Annotated in this window: 8 protein-coding genes and 1 pseudogene; 2 read left to right on the top strand and 7 right to left on the bottom strand. The window is 52.4% G+C overall.

Going from position 1 to position 18,328, the window contains the following annotated elements:
- Window positions 1–47: 47 nt before the first annotated feature.
- The 5 genes from KGA82_RS08985 to KGA82_RS08965 form a co-directional block, all read right to left on the bottom strand.
- Window positions 48–4,625: a neuraminidase-like domain-containing protein gene (locus KGA82_RS08985; protein WP_223450142.1), complete on the bottom strand. Its 4,578-nt coding sequence runs from the start codon at window positions 4,623–4,625 to the stop codon at window positions 48–50.
- 119 nt (window positions 4,626–4,744) lie between these two features.
- A complete protein-coding gene (locus tag KGA82_RS08980) occupies window positions 4,745–9,904 on the bottom strand; it encodes a Tc toxin subunit A (protein WP_223450141.1) in 5,160 nt (1,719 codons plus the stop codon).
- A 242-nt stretch (window positions 9,905–10,146) separates the two neighbouring features.
- Window positions 10,147–10,500, bottom strand: a complete 354-nt coding sequence (locus KGA82_RS08975; RefSeq protein ID WP_223450140.1) for a hypothetical protein — start codon at window positions 10,498–10,500, stop codon at window positions 10,147–10,149.
- Window positions 10,501–10,819: 319 nt separating this feature from the next.
- The gene (locus KGA82_RS08970; RefSeq protein ID WP_032828936.1) at window positions 10,820–11,179 is read right to left on the bottom strand and encodes a PilZ domain-containing protein; all 360 of its coding nucleotides are present in this window, start codon (window positions 11,177–11,179) and stop codon (window positions 10,820–10,822) included.
- Window positions 11,180–11,431: 252 nt separating this feature from the next.
- Window positions 11,432–11,806, bottom strand: coding sequence for a tetratricopeptide repeat protein (locus KGA82_RS08965; protein ID WP_008031709.1), 375 nt, complete (start codon window positions 11,804–11,806; stop codon window positions 11,432–11,434).
- Between the two features lie 157 nt (window positions 11,807–11,963).
- Here KGA82_RS08965 and pyk point away from each other — a divergent pair, with 157 nt between their 5' ends.
- Window positions 11,964–13,415 (top strand): pyruvate kinase, encoded by a 1,452-nt coding sequence (pyk, locus tag KGA82_RS08960; RefSeq protein WP_008031711.1) that lies wholly within the window; start codon window positions 11,964–11,966, stop codon window positions 13,413–13,415.
- Between the two features lie 75 nt (window positions 13,416–13,490).
- On the opposite strand, the gene KGA82_RS08955 is transcribed toward pyk, so the two are convergent.
- Window positions 13,491–16,271, bottom strand: coding sequence for an RHS repeat domain-containing protein (locus KGA82_RS08955; RefSeq protein WP_223450139.1), 2,781 nt, complete (start codon window positions 16,269–16,271; stop codon window positions 13,491–13,493).
- Window positions 16,272–16,668: 397 nt separating this feature from the next.
- Here KGA82_RS08955 and KGA82_RS08950 point away from each other — a divergent pair, with 397 nt between their 5' ends.
- Complete coding sequence (locus KGA82_RS08950; RefSeq protein ID WP_223450138.1) at window positions 16,669–17,979, top strand: delta-60 repeat domain-containing protein; 1,311 nt, start codon at window positions 16,669–16,671, stop codon at window positions 17,977–17,979.
- A 267-nt stretch (window positions 17,980–18,246) separates the two neighbouring features.
- Here the strand turns inward: KGA82_RS08950 and KGA82_RS08945 are convergent.
- Window positions 18,247–18,328 (bottom strand): annotated as a pseudogene (locus tag KGA82_RS08945) (enoyl-CoA hydratase); the annotation flags it as partial.

Raw genomic sequence — 18,328 nt, 5'->3', positions numbered from 1 at the left:
TAACTGCTGTTGTAGTATTCGAAACGCTTCGAATTTGATAGGGCCACTCAGCCGGGCAACAGGTCCATCACTGCATTTGTGTAGTCGTTTCCTCCCGCCTTCGCCAGATAACGAACCTCGACAATGATATCTGTCAAGCTGTCAATCAAGGCCTTCTGTCGCGTGTCGTGCCGTGTAAAGTGCAGTTGCCATCTGGATACCGCACCCGTCCCCTCAAAGGGCAAATAGCGCTCATCACCAAACATCATTTGATGCAAACCGGCATCCTCAATTCCGCGGCTGACGCCTATTTGTTGATGGCTGCGCAGATTTAAAAGAACATACGGTGGCGGCATTTGATCCTTGTCGCCATAAAAGTAATCGAGTATCCCAATGTCTGGTTTAAGCACCGTGGTACTGGCGGTTTGCGTCAGTGTTGCGCATACATCCCTGTAAGGGCCAAGTACAACCGGGAGAGTTATCGAAACGCTGACAATCTGGCGACAGTAGTGCCCTGGATAATCGCAGTCAAATAATTGCTGGGTAAATTCAAAGTCGAATTTCCCTGTCTCTTTTATTCCTTTAAGTACGTTATCCCAGTCTTTTTTCGGCTTAATAAATTCGCCCGCTTCAAACAGCTGACGCAGAGAAACTGTCTTGATCAATTCCAGGCGACGCTCGTTTCGACTGAGGAACTCCTTCTCAAGCGACATCAAGTCAAACAGCATGGACTCGCCAGCGCACAAGCCGTAGTAGTTATCCATCCACATATTGGGGCGAATGATCTGCGAATCGAAGTCGCCCATTTCGTACTGAAAACTGGTTTCGGCACTCACGCACAATCCGGCGACTGCATCGTATGCCTGGAAGTACAGCACAGCCATCTGGCTCAATAGCCAGCGGTACAATTCGACATTGGTTGAACGGGTTTTATAGAACGAGTACACATCCTGAGCATGAGCGTTGGCTTTTTCCGCATGTTCCAGGCTGGCTCGCGCAGCATTGACCGCATGCATCTGTGCTTCTATTTGCACCTCCAACACTTCCATTTCACGCTCACCTTGAGTGAGCGACAGTCCCCACTCTTCCGATCTGCGTCCATAGTGAGAGTTGGTCGCTGACCTGTCCGCGGCAATCAGTTCTTTTTCCGCCGCGCCTCCCAGCATGAGTCCCATTGCTCGAAATGAGCCACCGAGTACGACGCCGCCGGTACCCGCAGCTACACCCATGATCACCATATTCGGCACATTGTTAGCGTAGCCTTCTGCGATGTAAGCCTGGCTCGCATCGCTCATTTCAGTCCTGGCTGCCATCTGGTCCTCAAGCGCCGCGCTTTCCCCCACAGACACCCTCTGATCAAGCAACTGGCGATAATGATCGATGCGCCCATCAATCACGTTCTTGCTTTCCTGCAGCGACTTCAGCGACTCCTCCTGTTGTTTCAGCGACTCCTGTTGGATCGCCCTGGTGTAGGCTCCCAGTTCAATTTGCTGCTTTTGCAACTGCTCCTCGAGCAAACTTCGATCACGCGCTTCCATGCATTGTCGGACTTCGCGGCCAAAGCTGATAAGTGTTTGCACTGCGTTTTGGGCCGTGCTCAACATGACCCGGAACCGATAGTGCGGAATATTGCGCCAGCCCCCCGCACTGCGGGATGCACCGGACGATCCACCTGCCTGAGCTTGAAGCAACTTCTTCGGGTCTGTCGGTGCAGCAAATAGAGGGATGGACGACTGCTTGCCATCGATCGTCAAGTTATTGCGCATATTGCTAAGGCAGTTGTCGATGTACTTCCAGATACCCAGTACATCTTCATTGGCTATGGGGCGGAAAACATCTTTTCTGATAATCGAAAAATCAGTTAACCCGGAAATTCGTGCCGGCAAATTTGCCACCTGTACGTCCAGGGTACGACTGAAGTTGTCCAATGCACTGTGAGTGCCGGCCTGACGACCGGCAAGAATCATGTCCACACTAGTCGGCTCCCAATGGCTCATAGCCTTCGCTTTGGGAGCATCCCCCATCAGAAACAGAGCACGGACGTACTGCAGTTTTGCCGCCGCCAGACTGTCGCGGGTCAAATGCCGATAAAGCGAATCGGCATGGGCAATGATGCACCGCACATAAGCGATAAAAATCGCTTTACGGTAATGAATGCGTTTTGCAAAGGCGATGGCATCGGGGTCCACCAGGTCTTTGGCAACAAAACTGATATCTCCCGGTTCCAGCAAAGGCCGACAGAGCCAATAACGCTCATTGTTAACCATTGCGCCAGGACGGTTCTCCCGCAGCTGTGGATTAAAAATGTAGTGATACCAGTTTTGTGACTCTCGATAGTTGCGCTCTTCAGCCAGTCGATAGGCGATCAAAAACGGCAGGTGAAAAAACAACTCCCAATAAAACATGCCATGGGCACTGTTGAAGTCCATAGGAATGGTCAATGGATTCGGTGCCTGATCGGACTCCCAAGGCGCGGGCTCGTGAGTAAACTGGGTGGATCTGGACAATACTTCGTCAATGGAAATCGCCGCTTTAGCGACAAGTTTATCGCCAAAGGTAGAGTTAAGCTGGACCCATTTCAGATCGGTACCCAATGGCCGCAGGTCCAGAAACTGCCCTCCGGAACCCTGCTTGCTGATCAATGGCACGGGACTGGTATTTGGCACTTGCAACACTTCCAGCTTATAACGATTGCGACCATACTCTCCGTCGCTGCTTTGACCCCATACTATATCGAAGCTCTTGTTGACAGGATTACCTGTCCAGCTATGTTCAATCCAACCAGACTGCCGCCAACCATTCAATTCAACGGTGCCTTTCCAGGTATCCGCCGCAACAATGCCTCCATCAATTATTTTCAGCTCCATCTGCACTGTCTCTGGTTTTTTTTGCACCTCCAACCTATTAACGGAATTGCCTAAAAACACCTCATTGGCAGCGCTGGACGAACCATGAGCGATGAAAAAGCCAGCGCCGCTACGAACGCTACTGGATGACAGCATCCATAGTCTTTCCAGTTGAGCATGAGTCAGCGTAATATCTTTTATCAACTTAACGCCAAACGCCGTACTGACAAAATCAGCCTCGGTAATCGATACCAGTACATCGGCAGTCTCCGCACCTTCATTTTCTAAATACAAAGAAAAACCAAAGCCTATCTTACCCTGATGATGGCAAGTCAGCTTGATGCCTTTCGCCCCGACTTTTGAAAGCTCAAAATAGGTCATAAATGATAGGACATGTGCACTATTAGCAAACACCAAATGATTCAACGTATAGTCAGGCCTATCAACTTCACACACACCCTGGACCTGCAACACATTAGTAATCACCTCCTCCCCACCGACTATATCCAATCGACTTTTTAAACTTATATTGGTCGATATGTACTTACTGATTAATCCTTCCTGTGTGGAGTCACCTGTTGTGGACACCGATGCCGGAACAAGCGACTGGCGTACGAGGGAACGCTCGTTTATGTGCAGCTGATGTTGCAATGCCATGGGATTCGAAAATCGCCCATTGATCAATACTTCGAGACTTTCCTCCTGAGCATCTTGCGGCTCGAACCTTGAGTTCAAAGAGGCAAACATCCACCCTGGCTTCTCTTCGTCAGCCCTCCACATGGCGTCCTTCGACGACTCGATAGGTACATCCGTTGTCGTAAAGCAAACGGCCAATACATCATCCACGTATTTGCTCGCCCCTCCAAAAGTGACCGCCAGCAGACGCGCGGAATCCTTGGATACAACCGAGAAGTCCTTTTTTCCGAGACTGGTGGGAAGTGACCAACGGCCATTGATCGCCAGCTGGGCCAGTTTCATTTCCAGATGCCACTGACCCGGATCGACTGTACCGTTCTCAAAGTGCAGATCCGGGTCACGAATGCCCTCGACATACACGACCATCAACCGTCCAGCAAAATAAACAGGCCGGATGGCCAATACGTCAGGGCCTAGCGGTAGATCAATAGGCAGCCATTCACTCCAGCATGCCGGATGCAGATACTTGCTTTCCTGTTTTAGCTCAACAGTTGCCTTACGCCAATAATAACCACAGGGTTCTTCCCGACGACGACCTAAAAAATAATACACCGCGTTCTTGAACTGCTCGCTGCCATCTTCGGTTTCATCTATATAAGCAGATATCAGATCGAGATTGCAGGTCTCCACAAACCTTTTAAGGTGTTCATAAAGGGCCTTCTGCACAGCCGTATTACTCACACTGGCTTGTGCAAGATCGTCTTCCAGAGCTTTGAAGGAAGCCGTTTTGTTCAGGCGCATCTTCGGATTTATATAGTTCTCTGCATAATACTCAAGAGTTGAATAACCCGCCCAATCACTAATATTGCAATAACGCTTATGCCAGGCTTCCAACTCTTCCTTGGAAAAGTCCCTTTGGTGGCCGGGCTCCATACCGCAGTAAATCGCGCCAATATAGACCTGCATTGCAGCAATGGCTTCAGCCACTCGGGACGAGTCCACCAATGAGCTGACTTGAGTATCCAGCAACAAGTATTGAAACAGATCTTCCAGCGAAGACAGCTCTGGAATTCCAGATTTTGCGGGGGCCACCTTTGCACGATAAAAGTCGGCCAGCGCTTCGCTGCGATACTCATCAAGCACACCAATAATGGACTTTTCCATTTTATAATCCCTTTCGAAATACCTTCTTCGGAATTTGAAAAAAACGCTACCGCAGCATTCAGTTAAATACTATTAGTCAATTACCCTAATTCAGGCCACACAATATCGCAGCAGCTTGATCAACCTCGATCAACCACCTCTACGAGATAGTTTTCCAAGGCGTCAGAAGTTACATCATTCACACGCAATACCGCTTTGAACGTTAAGGTCCCACTCGCGAGTGGTGGAGAAAACTGCACCCTGAAGTGACCGTCCTTAGCAACTATGCCTTTGGCAATTTCAACGTCATCCACATTATTCAACAATCGGATTTCCGCCCCAGGCAAACCCACCCCATCAACCCAGGACGAAGGCCCTACCCTAGCGTTCATCAGCGGACTGATAATGTGTGGTTTATCGATGAAATTCGTCACCTTGACATGCGCGTCCGGCGCCCAAGCTGTACTGCCATCGAAATGACGTTGCATGACCGAGAACACATGGGAATCAAGAGGTACCGGTTCTGCCAGCCTCACCGACCAATCACCCTGGGCATTCACACTGGTTTGAGCGAGACGCGTCTTACTGTTCCGTCCTTCAAACACACTTATTTCCGCGTAGGCACTACCAAAGCCGGTCAGCAGTGGCTGGACTTCAACCTTCTGGTCCCCATCTTCTGGATAGGTCAGGACAGGAGGCGGAGCATCCAGGCGTCCCGGTAATTCCAGGCGCTGGTTAAGGCGATTGCAGAAGAACGTCAGTTTGAAACTGCCGTTACGTTCATCAGCACACTTGATCATCCAGCTGAGCTTCAGGTCATCGGATTTGATCTGTACGTATGCGCCTGTCAGCGGCGTGAAATTCAAGCCCAGTGCCTTGGCGGAAAAATCGCCTGTCCAACTCAGCATCGCGCGGGCATTTCCAAGATCCACGTCTTTTGGCAAGTGAACATCAAGGCGATATTCATGACCTCTGACAAACAACAGAGGCGCTTCCAGGCAAGGTTTGTCAGGCAGACTCAGATCGACCCACTCATAACGCCAATCAATGGCGGGCACTACATCCAGCAAGAACGAAACGGTTTCTTCAACTTTGTCCGTGCGCTGCGCGGTGACCTTGTATTTTCCCGGTTCCATGGCTTCGAACGGATAGGCAGAGCGCCCATTCTCATCCGTCAAGATAATGGTAGAGGCCCAACGCCCAGCTTCAGGCTCATTGATCGGTTCTACCGTCCATGCAATTGAACAATTGGGCACAGGACGGGCCTGATTATCCGCTTTCTCAAGCACTTTCACCCACAGCAAAGTAGAGGACTCTTTTCCGGCTACCGGATAGAGATAATCCGTCGCCTGGCCGTGTATTACTGCGCCATCGGCCACGTAGAGTTTCAAGGCTTGTTCACTTGCTCCGACCGCGGCGGTGAATGTTTGCATGCCTGATGCCTCAAACCCGGGCACGGTGAACCGAACAACTCCGTTTGCATCAGTCTTGAATGGGCCAAGAGTCTTGTCCCCGTACTTGAGCGTTACATCGACGTCGGGAGCGACGGCTCCACTTAACAAAATCACATGGCATCGCAGGATCAGTTCCATCCCTTTTACGGCCATACTCTCGGCCACCAACAATCTGATGGAAGGCTGACCAACGAACGTTAGATTGCGTATCAGTTTCGGGCTGAGCGTGCTGTAACGAACAAGCAACGTCGCCTTCTCAATAGGTTCCATACTTGTGACGCGCACCCCGGCAATCCCTTTGTCATTCGTTGTCGCCGACAACTTATCGGCGAGGATGCCCAGACCGCCAAACTCCACAGTACGACCGACACCGGGATTATGGTGATCATCTACCAACTTCACTTCGACAGGGATGAAGTCAACGCCACCCGCCAGATAGTCTCTGGTGTCAACGCGAAGGCTGTCCAGATCAAACCCTAGCGATCGCTCATCACAATCGATCACGACTTCGGCAATCGCTACCTGTTGCAAGCCATAGACGGCTTTCACATGCGCGACTCCCATCCAGCTGCCAGCCTTGAACCGCGCCACGGCACGTCCGTCTTGATCAGTAAAGGATTCTTCATCGAGCAAACCTGGCCGATCGCAGCTCCATCTCACGGTGAGATTTACATAAGGTTTATCGGTCAAGTCACGCACTTTCAACTCGATCAAGGCTACCTGTTCACCGGCATTGGCAATAAGCGGAGTACCGATACAGTTGATCTCTGCAGTATTGCTTTGCCCCAACTCGCCAAACGACTGGTCGTCCCCCTTGACCGAGGTTTCGGACAAGGACTCCATCATGTGTTCTGCCGCAGCGCGATAAGCAGTCTTGCCACTGTCAGGCGTTAGCTCGCCCAGCTTGATGATGGCCTTCGCATCGAGGCCGCTGCGCGCAGCCAGACCGCGAATACGCAGCAACGTATCCAAAACATCAAAACTCTGAACAACCGGTCTGGCAGGAAGAAGAAACAGGATACATTCGAGAACTTCCCTTACCCCCCACCTCAACACATGGGCCAGCTGAGTCGCAGCAGAGTCGCGAATCAGCCGCAGATCCTCGGCGGTCAAAATGCTCGGCAAACTGTTGACCAGCTTTAAATAGTCCAGCAATCGTTCGGCGGGTTGCTCGGTATGAATCACTGCACGCCGATACAACGTCAGTTTGTACATCGTGTGCAGCGTCAGGTCCTTGGCTTGCAGGAGACCGAACCATTTCCAGTTGTCACGGGTGGTCAGCGTGACCAGCATCGCCGAGCTCAAGTCCAGTTTTTTTACAACTGCCGCGCGGCGCACCAAATGCGCCAGCAACGACAATACCTCGTCACCGATCCTGACTTTATCGGCACCTGAAGTCACGGCATTCAAGGCTCGTGCTGCCTCCGTGAGCAAGAGCGGAACGCCACCCTGACTCACCCACTTGAGCAGTGGCAACGTCAAATCCTGAGAACAATCCAGATAGACGGACAACGTTTCCTGTACCACGGCACTTTGGGCAGCCTGGATTTGCAGCAGTATGGCCAAAATGATCGACACCACACGTTCGGCTTCATCTCGATGAAGTTCTTCTTCACTCACCGCGAATTCGATTTCTGCGCGGGCAAGCCTCTCGTACTCCTCCCCGTCATTAGCGGCAGAAGCCATCACCATTCCGCGGGAGTCGACCAACTCTTTCAGTAAATCCAGCCAACCCGTATATTCGAAATTCTGGCTAGGTGGGACACCGGCTTCCAGCAACTTGTCTTCTGTGAACAACACTGGCTGCAAACGTTTATGTAATGTCTCAAGCAAACTTGTTTCAGCTGCGGTAGGCAATTGCGGTGGTGTCAGAGGTGACACCATCTGAACGACGAAGAGCACGCTCAGATCATTCTCCCGGCACCATTGAACACAATCTGCTGCGGCTCGCATCACGCTTAAAATGTCACCATCTCCCGTGATCCCACTTACCGAGATGCGCGCCTCTCCGGTGACTTTCTGAAGTACCCCGCCCGCACCACGATCACTGAGGGTTTCGAGCAACGCGACCATTTCAATTGGGGTCACTTGCAGCAAGGAAGCCAACTTCACGATGCGATAGAGCGACGAAAGAATGGGCAGACTGCGCTTCAACTGCGTGGTCAAATTGTGCCCTTTGGCAACCACTCGAGCCAAGTACCGCCAGGCTTCCTGGTTCAGCCCCAAAGCACTGCATATTTGATCGACGGTGCGCCTGTCCGCACGCGTCTGCGCATCGATAAAAAAAGCACCATCGTCAACTATCAACGGAGCATCAAAGTAAGCCTTTTCGTTAAAAATAAGGTCGAACTGAGCTGGTTCCTTTCCAGCACCAAACAGGGACACTTCGTCAATCATCGCGGCGAATTCTTCAGCCGTACATTTGAACTCCTTATGGAACTCCTGAAACAGTCCAATCGCTCGCAGCGTATTGTTGGTAATCCGCAATGGCTTGGGTTTCGGATCAGCGTTACTTTGCAAGTCCAGTCGTTGCTCGGCCCTGTTGGCGGCAACTACCAGTTGATCGCACTGTTGGTGGGACAACTTCAGCCAACGTGCCAGACGCAACATTCGGTTGATGCGCTCCAGGCGATTTTCGCGGGTATTGGTCAACTGACGGGTCGAACCTTTTACTGCAGGACTCAAACCCAAGGCAGGATCCTGGCCATCGTTGATGAAGACAGAACCAAATTGCGCGGGCCCGAAGGATGGATTGCTCAGAATTGTCTGATTTTTTGATCGATTGGTTGCGTAGTTTTCGATTGAAAAGAAGGCAGTCAACGCCTCGGCATCAATGGACGTTTTATGACAAAAGTGCACTGAGTCCAGTATGGCTGAAGGGGTTGTGTCGAAATTCTCTTTTATGAAATCCTCATACGGTGTACCCAGCGTTATCATTCGCTGCTTGCCATCGTCAGGCGCTGCATCATCGTTCCCGGCAGGGTTAGTCTGGGGAAACTTGAAATTCTCTGTCAGCAATAGCTGCCCCACAGGGCCCACGCAACTGGATTGACGCAGCGCCACATCGGAAGACGCCCCGTGCGCGCCTTTCTGTTTGAAATACGGAGCTGAAGGATCAATGGTCCGTACCACCTCACCCAACAATATATTGAATTGCTGGAGTACCTGACTCCACTGCACGAAGTACCACTCGAACGGCATACTGGGGAACGGGTACCGCGACTCCAGCATCAAATCATCAACCACATGATCAGCTTGAAGCGGAACAGAGGCTTCAATGATTGATTCCATGACTTCGTTGACGATCGAGATCGTTCGTTTGACCTGATACAGGCTTGTCGGGTCGAGACACATAGTGCCGATATCAGGCCTGCGACTGCTGATTTTAATTGGAGCGCCACCCGCATCGGCTTCCAGCTGACGGGCCAACTCATACAACCTGACCAGATAAGCGCACGGGCCATTATGTGCATCCGGACTTTGCGAAGGGGTGCAGTTTTCCCAGTCAGGCTTGAACAGATCATCGAATGTCGGCGAGTCTCCTGGCGGCTTGATCCCCGTATGGTGGAGCGGATTGGGTGGGCCTTGAAGAACCAACTGATACTCACTGAATTCGCGAGCAGCATGGACCGCCAGGACAGTGGCCTGTTTCAGGAATCCATGGACGTCCTTTAGGTGCACATCGAACTTTTTTACAATGCCCTGTGGCCCCATGTCCAATAGGTCGAATACCGTCCCGCCTTCCTGAATGAAACCCTGGCACCGACTCATTACCGAGGGTTCGTCAGTGTCAAGAGTAAGTCTGAAAAGCTGCTCAAGGGCAGGGTTGGAATGGCTATTACTCATTGAACTTCTCCTGCGAGCGAGGCTGGGAGGAACGGAATGCGAAAGGCAAATCTGTTGTCGTCTTGAGTTGTTTTTTACGCTGTGTATACCGCGACTTCTACCTGTTAAAACTGACAGTCACGACGAACGGTATTGCTAACTCGACGCGCGATAAAATTCCTTACGGGCTACTCCGCAAAATAATGTTTCTGGAGATTCAATTGTTCCGCAGATATCTGAAAGAAAAGTTTGCGGGAATGAAACTAGGATGGAGGCGTCAAAACATATATATCATCGACAAAAAATTCCACTTTACCCCCTATATTCTCATGGTCGTGAATCCACGTGAATAAAAGATGCATCCGCATAGGACCCGGATCTACTAATACCGAAACATCATAAGGCGCACCCACAAGATAGACGGTGCTTTGTCTTGGATCTTCATAATGGGGAAATGCTGCGGCAACTGCATTCGGATACCCAGCATAATGAGTATATCCACTAAGTCTAAGCGGATTGGCTACAATCGTATTTGGTTGAGGTAATGAATCGCGCGGGTAGGGAAACGGTTTCGCCAAGTTGAATTCATTAGGTGGCATGACGAGAGGGGTTACCATGGGTTTCTCCTTTTTGCAGGCGGTGCTCCGGGAACAAATGCAGCGCACCATTGTTGTTGCTATTTAGCCTCCTTACTAAAGCATCTGGCTACTGTCAGAAATAACAGGTAGATACTCGACACCCTGAGAAATAGCTACCGCCTGTCGGTTTTGATCAATGACCAGCACTGTTCACCGATCCGTAAGACCCACTTGCCAGTAAGACTTTTGTTCCCACAATTCCCTTCTGTTCCATCTGGCCGACAGCGCGTTTTGAAGTCTCCGAGTTCGGGATGTGCCAGGCCTGCTCGCGAAAGCGATCACAAATGCACCGCAAGTTTCACGCAGACGCCGGCAACGGCTGAAAACTGAAGTACTGCTTCAACGCCTCCACCAATTGCCCAAACTCCGGCGGTGCCCATTGCAGGCTGAACCCGGCGTCATAGTGGTGAGGTGTCGCATCTTCGTGGCACCACAGGCAGCAGGCCTTGAGGTCGATGACCTGCTGGCAGCCATCGGCCATGGGGATTTTCAGGCGCAGATCAAAATCGGCGCCGATCATCATCGGTAACTGGCTGATGAGCATCAGCCCGTCTTCAGAGACGTTGCCCAGGAAACCAATCGGTTTGTCGGTGACACTGTTGAACACTTTCAGAAAATACGGCAGTTGATGCCGCTCGATCCGGCGGTCAGTGAACATGCTGATTTCGCTACGCAAGGCCCTTAAGCAGGGCCGCACTAATGCTTCGGAACGGGCCTGCCTGCCGTTATCAAACAAGGGCCAGGCAATGAACGCGCTCTCCCCGATCCCGGTGCGGCAGTCCATGAAACCGCTGCCACTTACGCCTGCCGATCACAGGTGTTACGTCGATTTAGAAACCAGGCTCTAAACCGGTTTATTCGACTATAGCTCACCACCGCCGGTGAGCCAGTGGTTGAATGACCGCTGCAATCAGAACCGCGTAGGGCGCACCGCTGCCGCACTGCGCAGCGGGTAGTGACCCAGCGACTGCAAGGTTTCCAGACGGGCGCGGGCGCGGTAGGCGTACTCGCTTTGCGGGTACGACGCCTGAATGAACTGGTAGGTTTGCGCCGCATCCACGAACATTTTCTGCCGTTCCAGGCACAAGCCGCGCAGCATTGACACTTCTGGCCACACATAAGGCCGCGCGCGGCTGGCGCGTTCGACTTTGGACAGTTCGAGCGTCACTTGCTCGCAATTGCCACGGTCATAAGCGCTGTAGGCATTATTCAAATGATGGTTCATCGAAAAACGGGTGCAGCCCACGACACTGAGGGCAAGGGCGGCTATGAGCACGAATCGCATGAGGGTTCTCCTGTCTTGAGCTCTGTATCGACCCGTGGGCGAAAATCTTCAGGAATGTTCATTTAAAGATAAAAACGAATAAGTAGTGCATATGAACAATGACTACACCCACGGAGCATAGTAGCCTCACTCAGCGCTTGAACTCAGGAGTCTTTGCATGTCCGTCCGTCGTACCAAAATCGTCGCTACCCTTGGCCCGGCCAGTAACTCGCCGGAAGTTCTCGAACAGCTGATTCTGGCTGGCCTGGACGTCGCCCGCCTGAACTTCTCCCACGGCACCCCCGACGAGCACAAGGCTCGTGCCAAGCTGGTGCGTGACCTCGCTGCCAAGCACGGCCGCTTCGTTGCCCTGCTGGGTGACCTGCAAGGTCCGAAAATCCGTATCGCCAAATTCGCCAACAAGAAGATCGAGCTGAAGATCGGTGATCAATTCACCTTCTCCACCAGCCATCCTCTGACCGAAGGCAACCAGCAAGTGGTCGGCATCGACTACCCGGACCTGGTCAAAGACTGCGGCGTGGGCGACGAGCTGCTGCTCGACGACGGCCGCGTGGTGATGCGCGTCGATACCGCCACCGCCACCGAACTGAACTGCACCGTGACCATCGGCGGCCCGCTGTCCGACCATAAAGGCATCAACCGTCGCGGCGGCGGCCTGACCGCTCCAGCCCTGACCGAGAAAGACAAGGCCGACATCAAGCTCGCTGCCGAGATGGAAGTCGACTACCTCGCCGTGTCCTTCCCGCGCGATGCCGCCGACATGGAATACGCCCGTAAGCTGCGCGACGAGGCCGGCGGTACTGCCTGGCTGGTGGCGAAGATCGAACGCGCCGAAGCCGTGGCCGACGACGAAACTCTCGATGGCCTGATCAATGCGTCCGACGCCGTGATGGTGGCCCGTGGTGACCTGGGCGTGGAAATCGGCGATGCCGAGCTGGTGGGCATTCAGAAGAAGATCATTCTGCACGCTCGCCGCCACAACAAGGCCGTGATCGTGGCGACCCAGATGATGGAGTCGATGATCCAGAACCCGATGCCTACCCGCGCCGAAGTGTCCGACGTAGCCAACGCCGTGCTCGACTACACCGACGCCGTGATGCTCTCGGCGGAAAGTGCTGCCGGTCTGTACCCGCTGGAAGCGGTGCAAGCGATGGCGCGCATTTGCGTCGGCGCTGAAAAGCACCCGACCAGCAAGACCTCCAGCCACCGCATCGGCAAAGAGTTCCAGCGCTGTGACGAGAGCATTGCGCTGGCGACCATGTACACCGCCAACCACTTCCCGGGCGTGAAGGCCATCATCGCGTTGACCGAAAGCGGCTACACCCCGCTGATCATGTCGCGCATCCGTTCCTCGGTGCCGATCTACGCGTTCACCCCACACCGCGAAGCTCAGGCGCGCGCCGCAATGTTCCGTGGCGTGTACACTATTCCGTTCGACCCGGCTTCGCTGGCTCCAAACGAAGTCAGCCAGGCGGCAATCGACGAACTGGTCAAGCGTGGCGTAGTGGAAAAAGGCGACTGGGTCATCCTGACCAAGGGCGACAGCTACCACACCACCGGCGGCACCAACGGGATGAAAATCCTGCACGTTGGCGATCCAATGGTCTGAGTGATCGGTTGTTGAAAACAAAAAGCCCCGCCATGTGAATGGCGGGGCTTTTTTACACCTGCAGTTTGTTGCGTATTAGTTATTTTCCATCTTCCTGATTTGAGCAAGATTTACGAACCTGACTCGTTTCGCATAATTTGAGTCGAGCGTCAGTGTATTGCGCTGTAGATGGCGTCGTTCGGAATGCGTTATTGGATTGAAGGATTTGCCCAGTTCAGCTCCTGACTCCTTGTAACTCTTGGCCATAAAAACGCTTTCAGAGAACTCTTTGAAAACAAAATGGGGGGAGCGGGCAACAATATCAAGAAACACCACCCCTGCCTCCTCACCAAGATCTGCAGTACCGGTCGCCCAGTCCAGTGCGAGTTTTGAAAATTGCCTGAATTGCCAGTTGATAACTGCATCTCCTGCCCTGATAGAACTGGTATCTCGCTGAGAAAATAACTGCCCTGGATCCTTTCGCAGCACCGCAGTGAAGTCTTGAACCTCCTGCTCACTCACTGACTCACGAAGGTTTTTTTTCCAGAATTGGGAGACATCCTTTTCATTAGTGTTTTCGTAGGTTTGAAGTTTGCGCTTGATATCAAACGCTGCGGAATGCGTTTTCAAATAGTCGGACCAACCTTGCAGAATTTTTTTGGCATCGCCACGCGCCGCCCCATAACTCGGGGTGGTTTTTAAGAAGTAATCAATGTTGTCATCATCAATCTCGACTCCGTCCCTGACCATTTCATTGAGCCCCTCAAAATCCTTAGCTGCGTTTTCCATATTTATTTGCAGGGCATCATTAATTTCATCTATGCGTACAAACCTCTGCTGTGGGGACGCTGCCACAAGGTTGGGCAGTACCCTAGTCCTAGCGTGTTCAAATCCATACAACAGACTGACAGGAGCCAGGCCATTGGTATCCAACAGAGTGACGGGATTATTTCTGACGAAGCGATAGAGATTAGGCCCATCAATAACTCCTGCTGGATCAGGGCTGATCCAACGTTGTAACCAGTGTGCGTAGTAGCGCAAACCGTAGTAATAAAGCCCACTGGCATCGCGTTCTTTTCCTGAATAGCGAATGGTCTTGTAACTGGAATGAGCGCTCCCATTATCCACCCACCACGCTGTTCCTCCATAAGGTAAATAACACTCCTGACTCAGCACCTGCGCTGTCTCACTCAATACAAAAGTGCTGGATCCCTGGTGGTTTGACAGGCTGTAACCCCAATGCTCTGACTCCATCCCCGAGGGCGGTTCCGATTCCCAATGCATCACGCTGACCCTGGTTAGCCCTGCCACTAACATGACCCTCTGGTGCGCCTTGCCAGTATTTGAGTCCGTATGCAGCTCGATGCCTGGTAAGTAACGAACCTCCCGGATCACACTCCCGAACTTGCTCAGACGGGTATTGGATTTACGCAGACGCTGCCCTTGACTGTCATAGCCATATACTTCGCTATCGTCTTCTTCATCGGACCTGAACACTGGTGTCACACGCTGTAACTGATTCCTGCCATCCCACTCCAGCACCTGTCCGCGCAACAAGGCTTGGCTGTTGCCATTAGGGTCAAAACCAGCGGTAATTTCCGGCTCGCCAGGCACATCATCGTCGTAAACCGCAAGGCTGCGATTACTGTAAGTCGCAGTGACCATTCGCCGGGTGTACTGGTTGCCACCGGCATGCACCAGCGTGTGCAGGTTTCCGGCTTCATCATATTCATAGTCTTCACGAAAGTTGGCCACCTGCGCTGAGTCCCGGGCATTGAGCGCTTCGAATCCCGTACTCCAAATCAATTGGTAGAGTGAGTCATAGCCATAGGTGCAACGGTGGTCGACTCGCTGATTGCGAAAGTAAACCGGCGCCGTGACCTCGTCATTTATTTCCACCACATTACCGACCGGATCGTATGCATAGCGCAAACTTTGCAATGGCCGTTGAACATTGGCTGCGCAATGCAAATGAACAAGCCGCCCACTACAATCATCGTACTCGCAAGTGGTAATGACGCCATTACCAGCGACTTCGCGCACAATCCTGTTATCTGCGTTGTAGCCAATGAACTCGACTACAGGCTTTTCGATTGCGCTGTTGATCTGTAGATGCGCTTGTTTCAGGTTTCCCGTCAGGTCAAAGATATTGCGCTGGATATTTTGTCGGGAGTCGATCTGTCGAAGTGTTTCACCCAGCGCACTCAAGTCCCAACGTGTTATGAAACGCTGCTGCTCAAGCAACGTCTCTCGCTCTTCTTCATCCAAAGGCCAGTCCGGGGAGAGCACGGAATCAGTGAACCGTCGTGCTTGCACCAAAGGAGCGCCCAGCATTCCGAACTCCGATGTAAATTCGCTACCAACGGTGTCGTCATGCCGAATGAGTCGTCCGCATTGATTTCGATTGGCCGACTCGCCATCGGAGTGTCCGTAGCTCAAACGCTCAACCACTGCCGATGGTTGATTCGGCATGGTTTCTGTCATAGCGACAAGCCTGTTCATCGTGTCATGTGTTAGCTGTCGAAAATTCCCTCGACTGTCCCAGGAAACTATTGATTCGCCGGCTTCGTTGAACAGTATCAAGCGCCAACCTGCATCAACACTTTCAGAAAAAACCGTCGCCGAGGACAAGCTGAAATGGCTGCAAAAATTATCCTTCACTGCCGGGTCCGACTCTGCTTGACGCCCGAGTCGAGGGTCGATAGAGGCGCTCAAGCGGCCATGCCAGTCATGCTTCTGCCGAGTGACTCTAGACATTGCTGGCGAGCCTGTTTGCGCACGATGGTGGTCAATCATCCTGACTGCCAATCCACGAGGATCAACTGATAATACCTTCGGAGTGAATGAATCCAGTGAGGTATGCATGGCATTGAGCATCAGCGTTATCAATCCATTTTGTAGCAGTGACACTGCTGTAAAATAGCGGCACCAGAAAACAACTTCCCTCTCATTACCCTCACCGACATGGAGACGCTACTGTCAAAGTTGACAGTGTCGATGAACGGGCAGACCCCAATGAAACCGTTTGAAGCAAAAAGCCCCGCCATTTACATGGCGGAGCTTTTTTTTGTTTAAAAGCAGTCTGATAGATGGTTTACCGCTTCTTACCTGTCAGATCTGACAGTAGACGCCCTTGCGTTCAGCCCCTTTAATCGACTCCGTCCACCTGCTATCGCTGTCATCAAGGTTTTCTCACGCTTGGCTGTTGCGGCCTGTCATTGGCAGTTCTCTATGGATAACTCACTCCGGAAACTCCAAGTAAAGGAATAGAACGATGAGCCAGTACACAGCCCTGACCGCTCGCGCCGACGGTGATCTCGACCCGACATTTGGCGACGATAAAGACGGTAAGAAGATTCTACGTTTCCTCGATGCCCGAGATACTTCAGGCGAATGCATTGTCGAAGGCCCCGACGGCAACATCTATGTCGGCGGCGCCGTCGATGCAGACGGCGATGACATCATTCACAAGTTAGGTATTGCCTGCCTGCACAAAGATGGCACTCCGAACGTCGATTTTGGCAACAAAGGGTACGTAATCGTACGTTTTGGCCCTATGCAGGACACCCATCTGCGGCAAATCCTGTTTGTGACGGTCGGGGGTGAAACAAGAATCCTGCTGTCCGGTATCGATACGAAAAAAGGCGAGGTGGTACTTGCTCGCCTTCATCTCGACGGGCGTGTGGATGAACGCTTCGGTGTGAAAGGTCTGCTAACGGTCAAACTGCCCGCCAACCTTTCCGAGAGCCTTGGTCTGGGCTCTACACCGCTGACGACAACCAGCAGCGGCGCCTCGGGGCCTTGCACGGTGGCGGAGGGGAAAATCTATGTGGTCATGGAAATGTACATGCCGATCTGGATTGCCAGGGTCGCGTTACTGATCCGGCTCAACCCTGATGGCTCGTATGATACCGGCTTCAACAAGAGTGGCTATGTCGCCGTGACCAATCAACACTGGGGCAACAGCACCATCAGCGACTTTCTGGTGCGCAACGGAAAAATCACCGTGTGCGGAACACTGGCAGGTCATGGCATGGTGGCTCGTGTGAATGAGGATGGCTCTTTCGACCAGATCTTTGCAGACAAGGGTTTCAAAGTATTCGACAACCTTGGCGTCGCGTTCGAAAAGCTCACCCCGTACTCCGATAAAAGTGTTCTTGTTGCAGGTTGGGGGTTAACTCCACGCCATGGCGTGCTGGCCTGCCTCACCGAAAACGGTGAGTTTGAATCCACATTCAATAACGCAAAGGTGCTGCTTCAATCCCTCGGAGAAGGGGTGATGTTTTTTGGTGTTGGACTGGTTGATGGAAAAATCATTGCATCAGGCAGGTTTTGGCAAGAAGACAACACCCCCGAGTTCGTGGTGGTGCGCTACCTGATTAACGGCAAATTGGATACCGATTTTGGCCGCGGAAAAGGCTGGAGCTCAACCCGATTCGAAAATCATTCCACGGTCGCTAACACTATGACCTTGCAAAAAGACGGGCAGGTGCTGGTACTAGGCGATTGGGGTAGCGGCGTCAGCTACGCAGCGCTCATCGCCCGCTTCCTGAACACCACACCATCGGTGGCAGCAACAGCATGAAGATCCTGCATGCTGGCGATCCGATCGTCTGAGTGATCAGTTGCTGAAAAAAGAAAGCCCCGCCATATGAATGGCGGGGCTTTTTGGTTTCTGATCTGGAACATGTGTTGTCTCGATTGGCCTCTTCGCGGGCAAGTCGGATCGCCGCACCGCTCGCTCCTACAGGATATGTGCATTCGCAAATACCGAACACGACAAATACCCTGTAGGAGCGAGCGGTGCGGCGATCCGACTTGCCCGCGAAAGGGCCGGCCCGGTCATCGCATATCAATGCCTGTTGATAAACCCCGACAACGCCGCTATCGCTTCCGGCGAGCGCAGCCGCTGAGTGAACAACGCCCCCTCCTCT

It is taken from the genome of Pseudomonas sp. BF-RE-22 (assembly GCF_019956155.1).
Lineage (GTDB): Bacteria > Pseudomonadota > Gammaproteobacteria > Pseudomonadales > Pseudomonadaceae > Aquipseudomonas > Aquipseudomonas migulae.
This window is presented reverse-complemented; position numbering and strand designations above follow the sequence as displayed.

What these genes read in the sequence shown, in the direction of transcription:
- KGA82_RS08985 (WP_223450142.1), bottom strand. Translation starts at nt 4,625, where the DNA reads ATGGAAAAGTCCATTATTGGTGTGCTTGATGAGTATCGCAGCGAAGCG.
- KGA82_RS08980 (WP_223450141.1), bottom strand. Translation starts at nt 9,904, where the DNA reads ATGAGTAATAGCCATTCCAACCCTGCCCTTGAGCAGCTTTTCAGACTT.
- KGA82_RS08975 (WP_223450140.1), bottom strand. Translation starts at nt 10,500, where the DNA reads ATGGTAACCCCTCTCGTCATGCCACCTAATGAATTCAACTTGGCGAAA.
- KGA82_RS08970 (WP_032828936.1), bottom strand. Translation starts at nt 11,179, where the DNA reads ATGTTCACTGACCGCCGGATCGAGCGGCATCAACTGCCGTATTTTCTG.
- KGA82_RS08965 (WP_008031709.1), bottom strand. Translation starts at nt 11,806, where the DNA reads ATGCGATTCGTGCTCATAGCCGCCCTTGCCCTCAGTGTCGTGGGCTGC.
- pyk (WP_008031711.1), top strand. Translation starts at nt 11,964, where the DNA reads ATGTCCGTCCGTCGTACCAAAATCGTCGCTACCCTTGGCCCGGCCAGT.
- KGA82_RS08955 (WP_223450139.1), bottom strand. Translation starts at nt 16,271, where the DNA reads ATGCTCAATGCCATGCATACCTCACTGGATTCATTCACTCCGAAGGTA.
- KGA82_RS08950 (WP_223450138.1), top strand. Translation starts at nt 16,669, where the DNA reads ATGAGCCAGTACACAGCCCTGACCGCTCGCGCCGACGGTGATCTCGAC.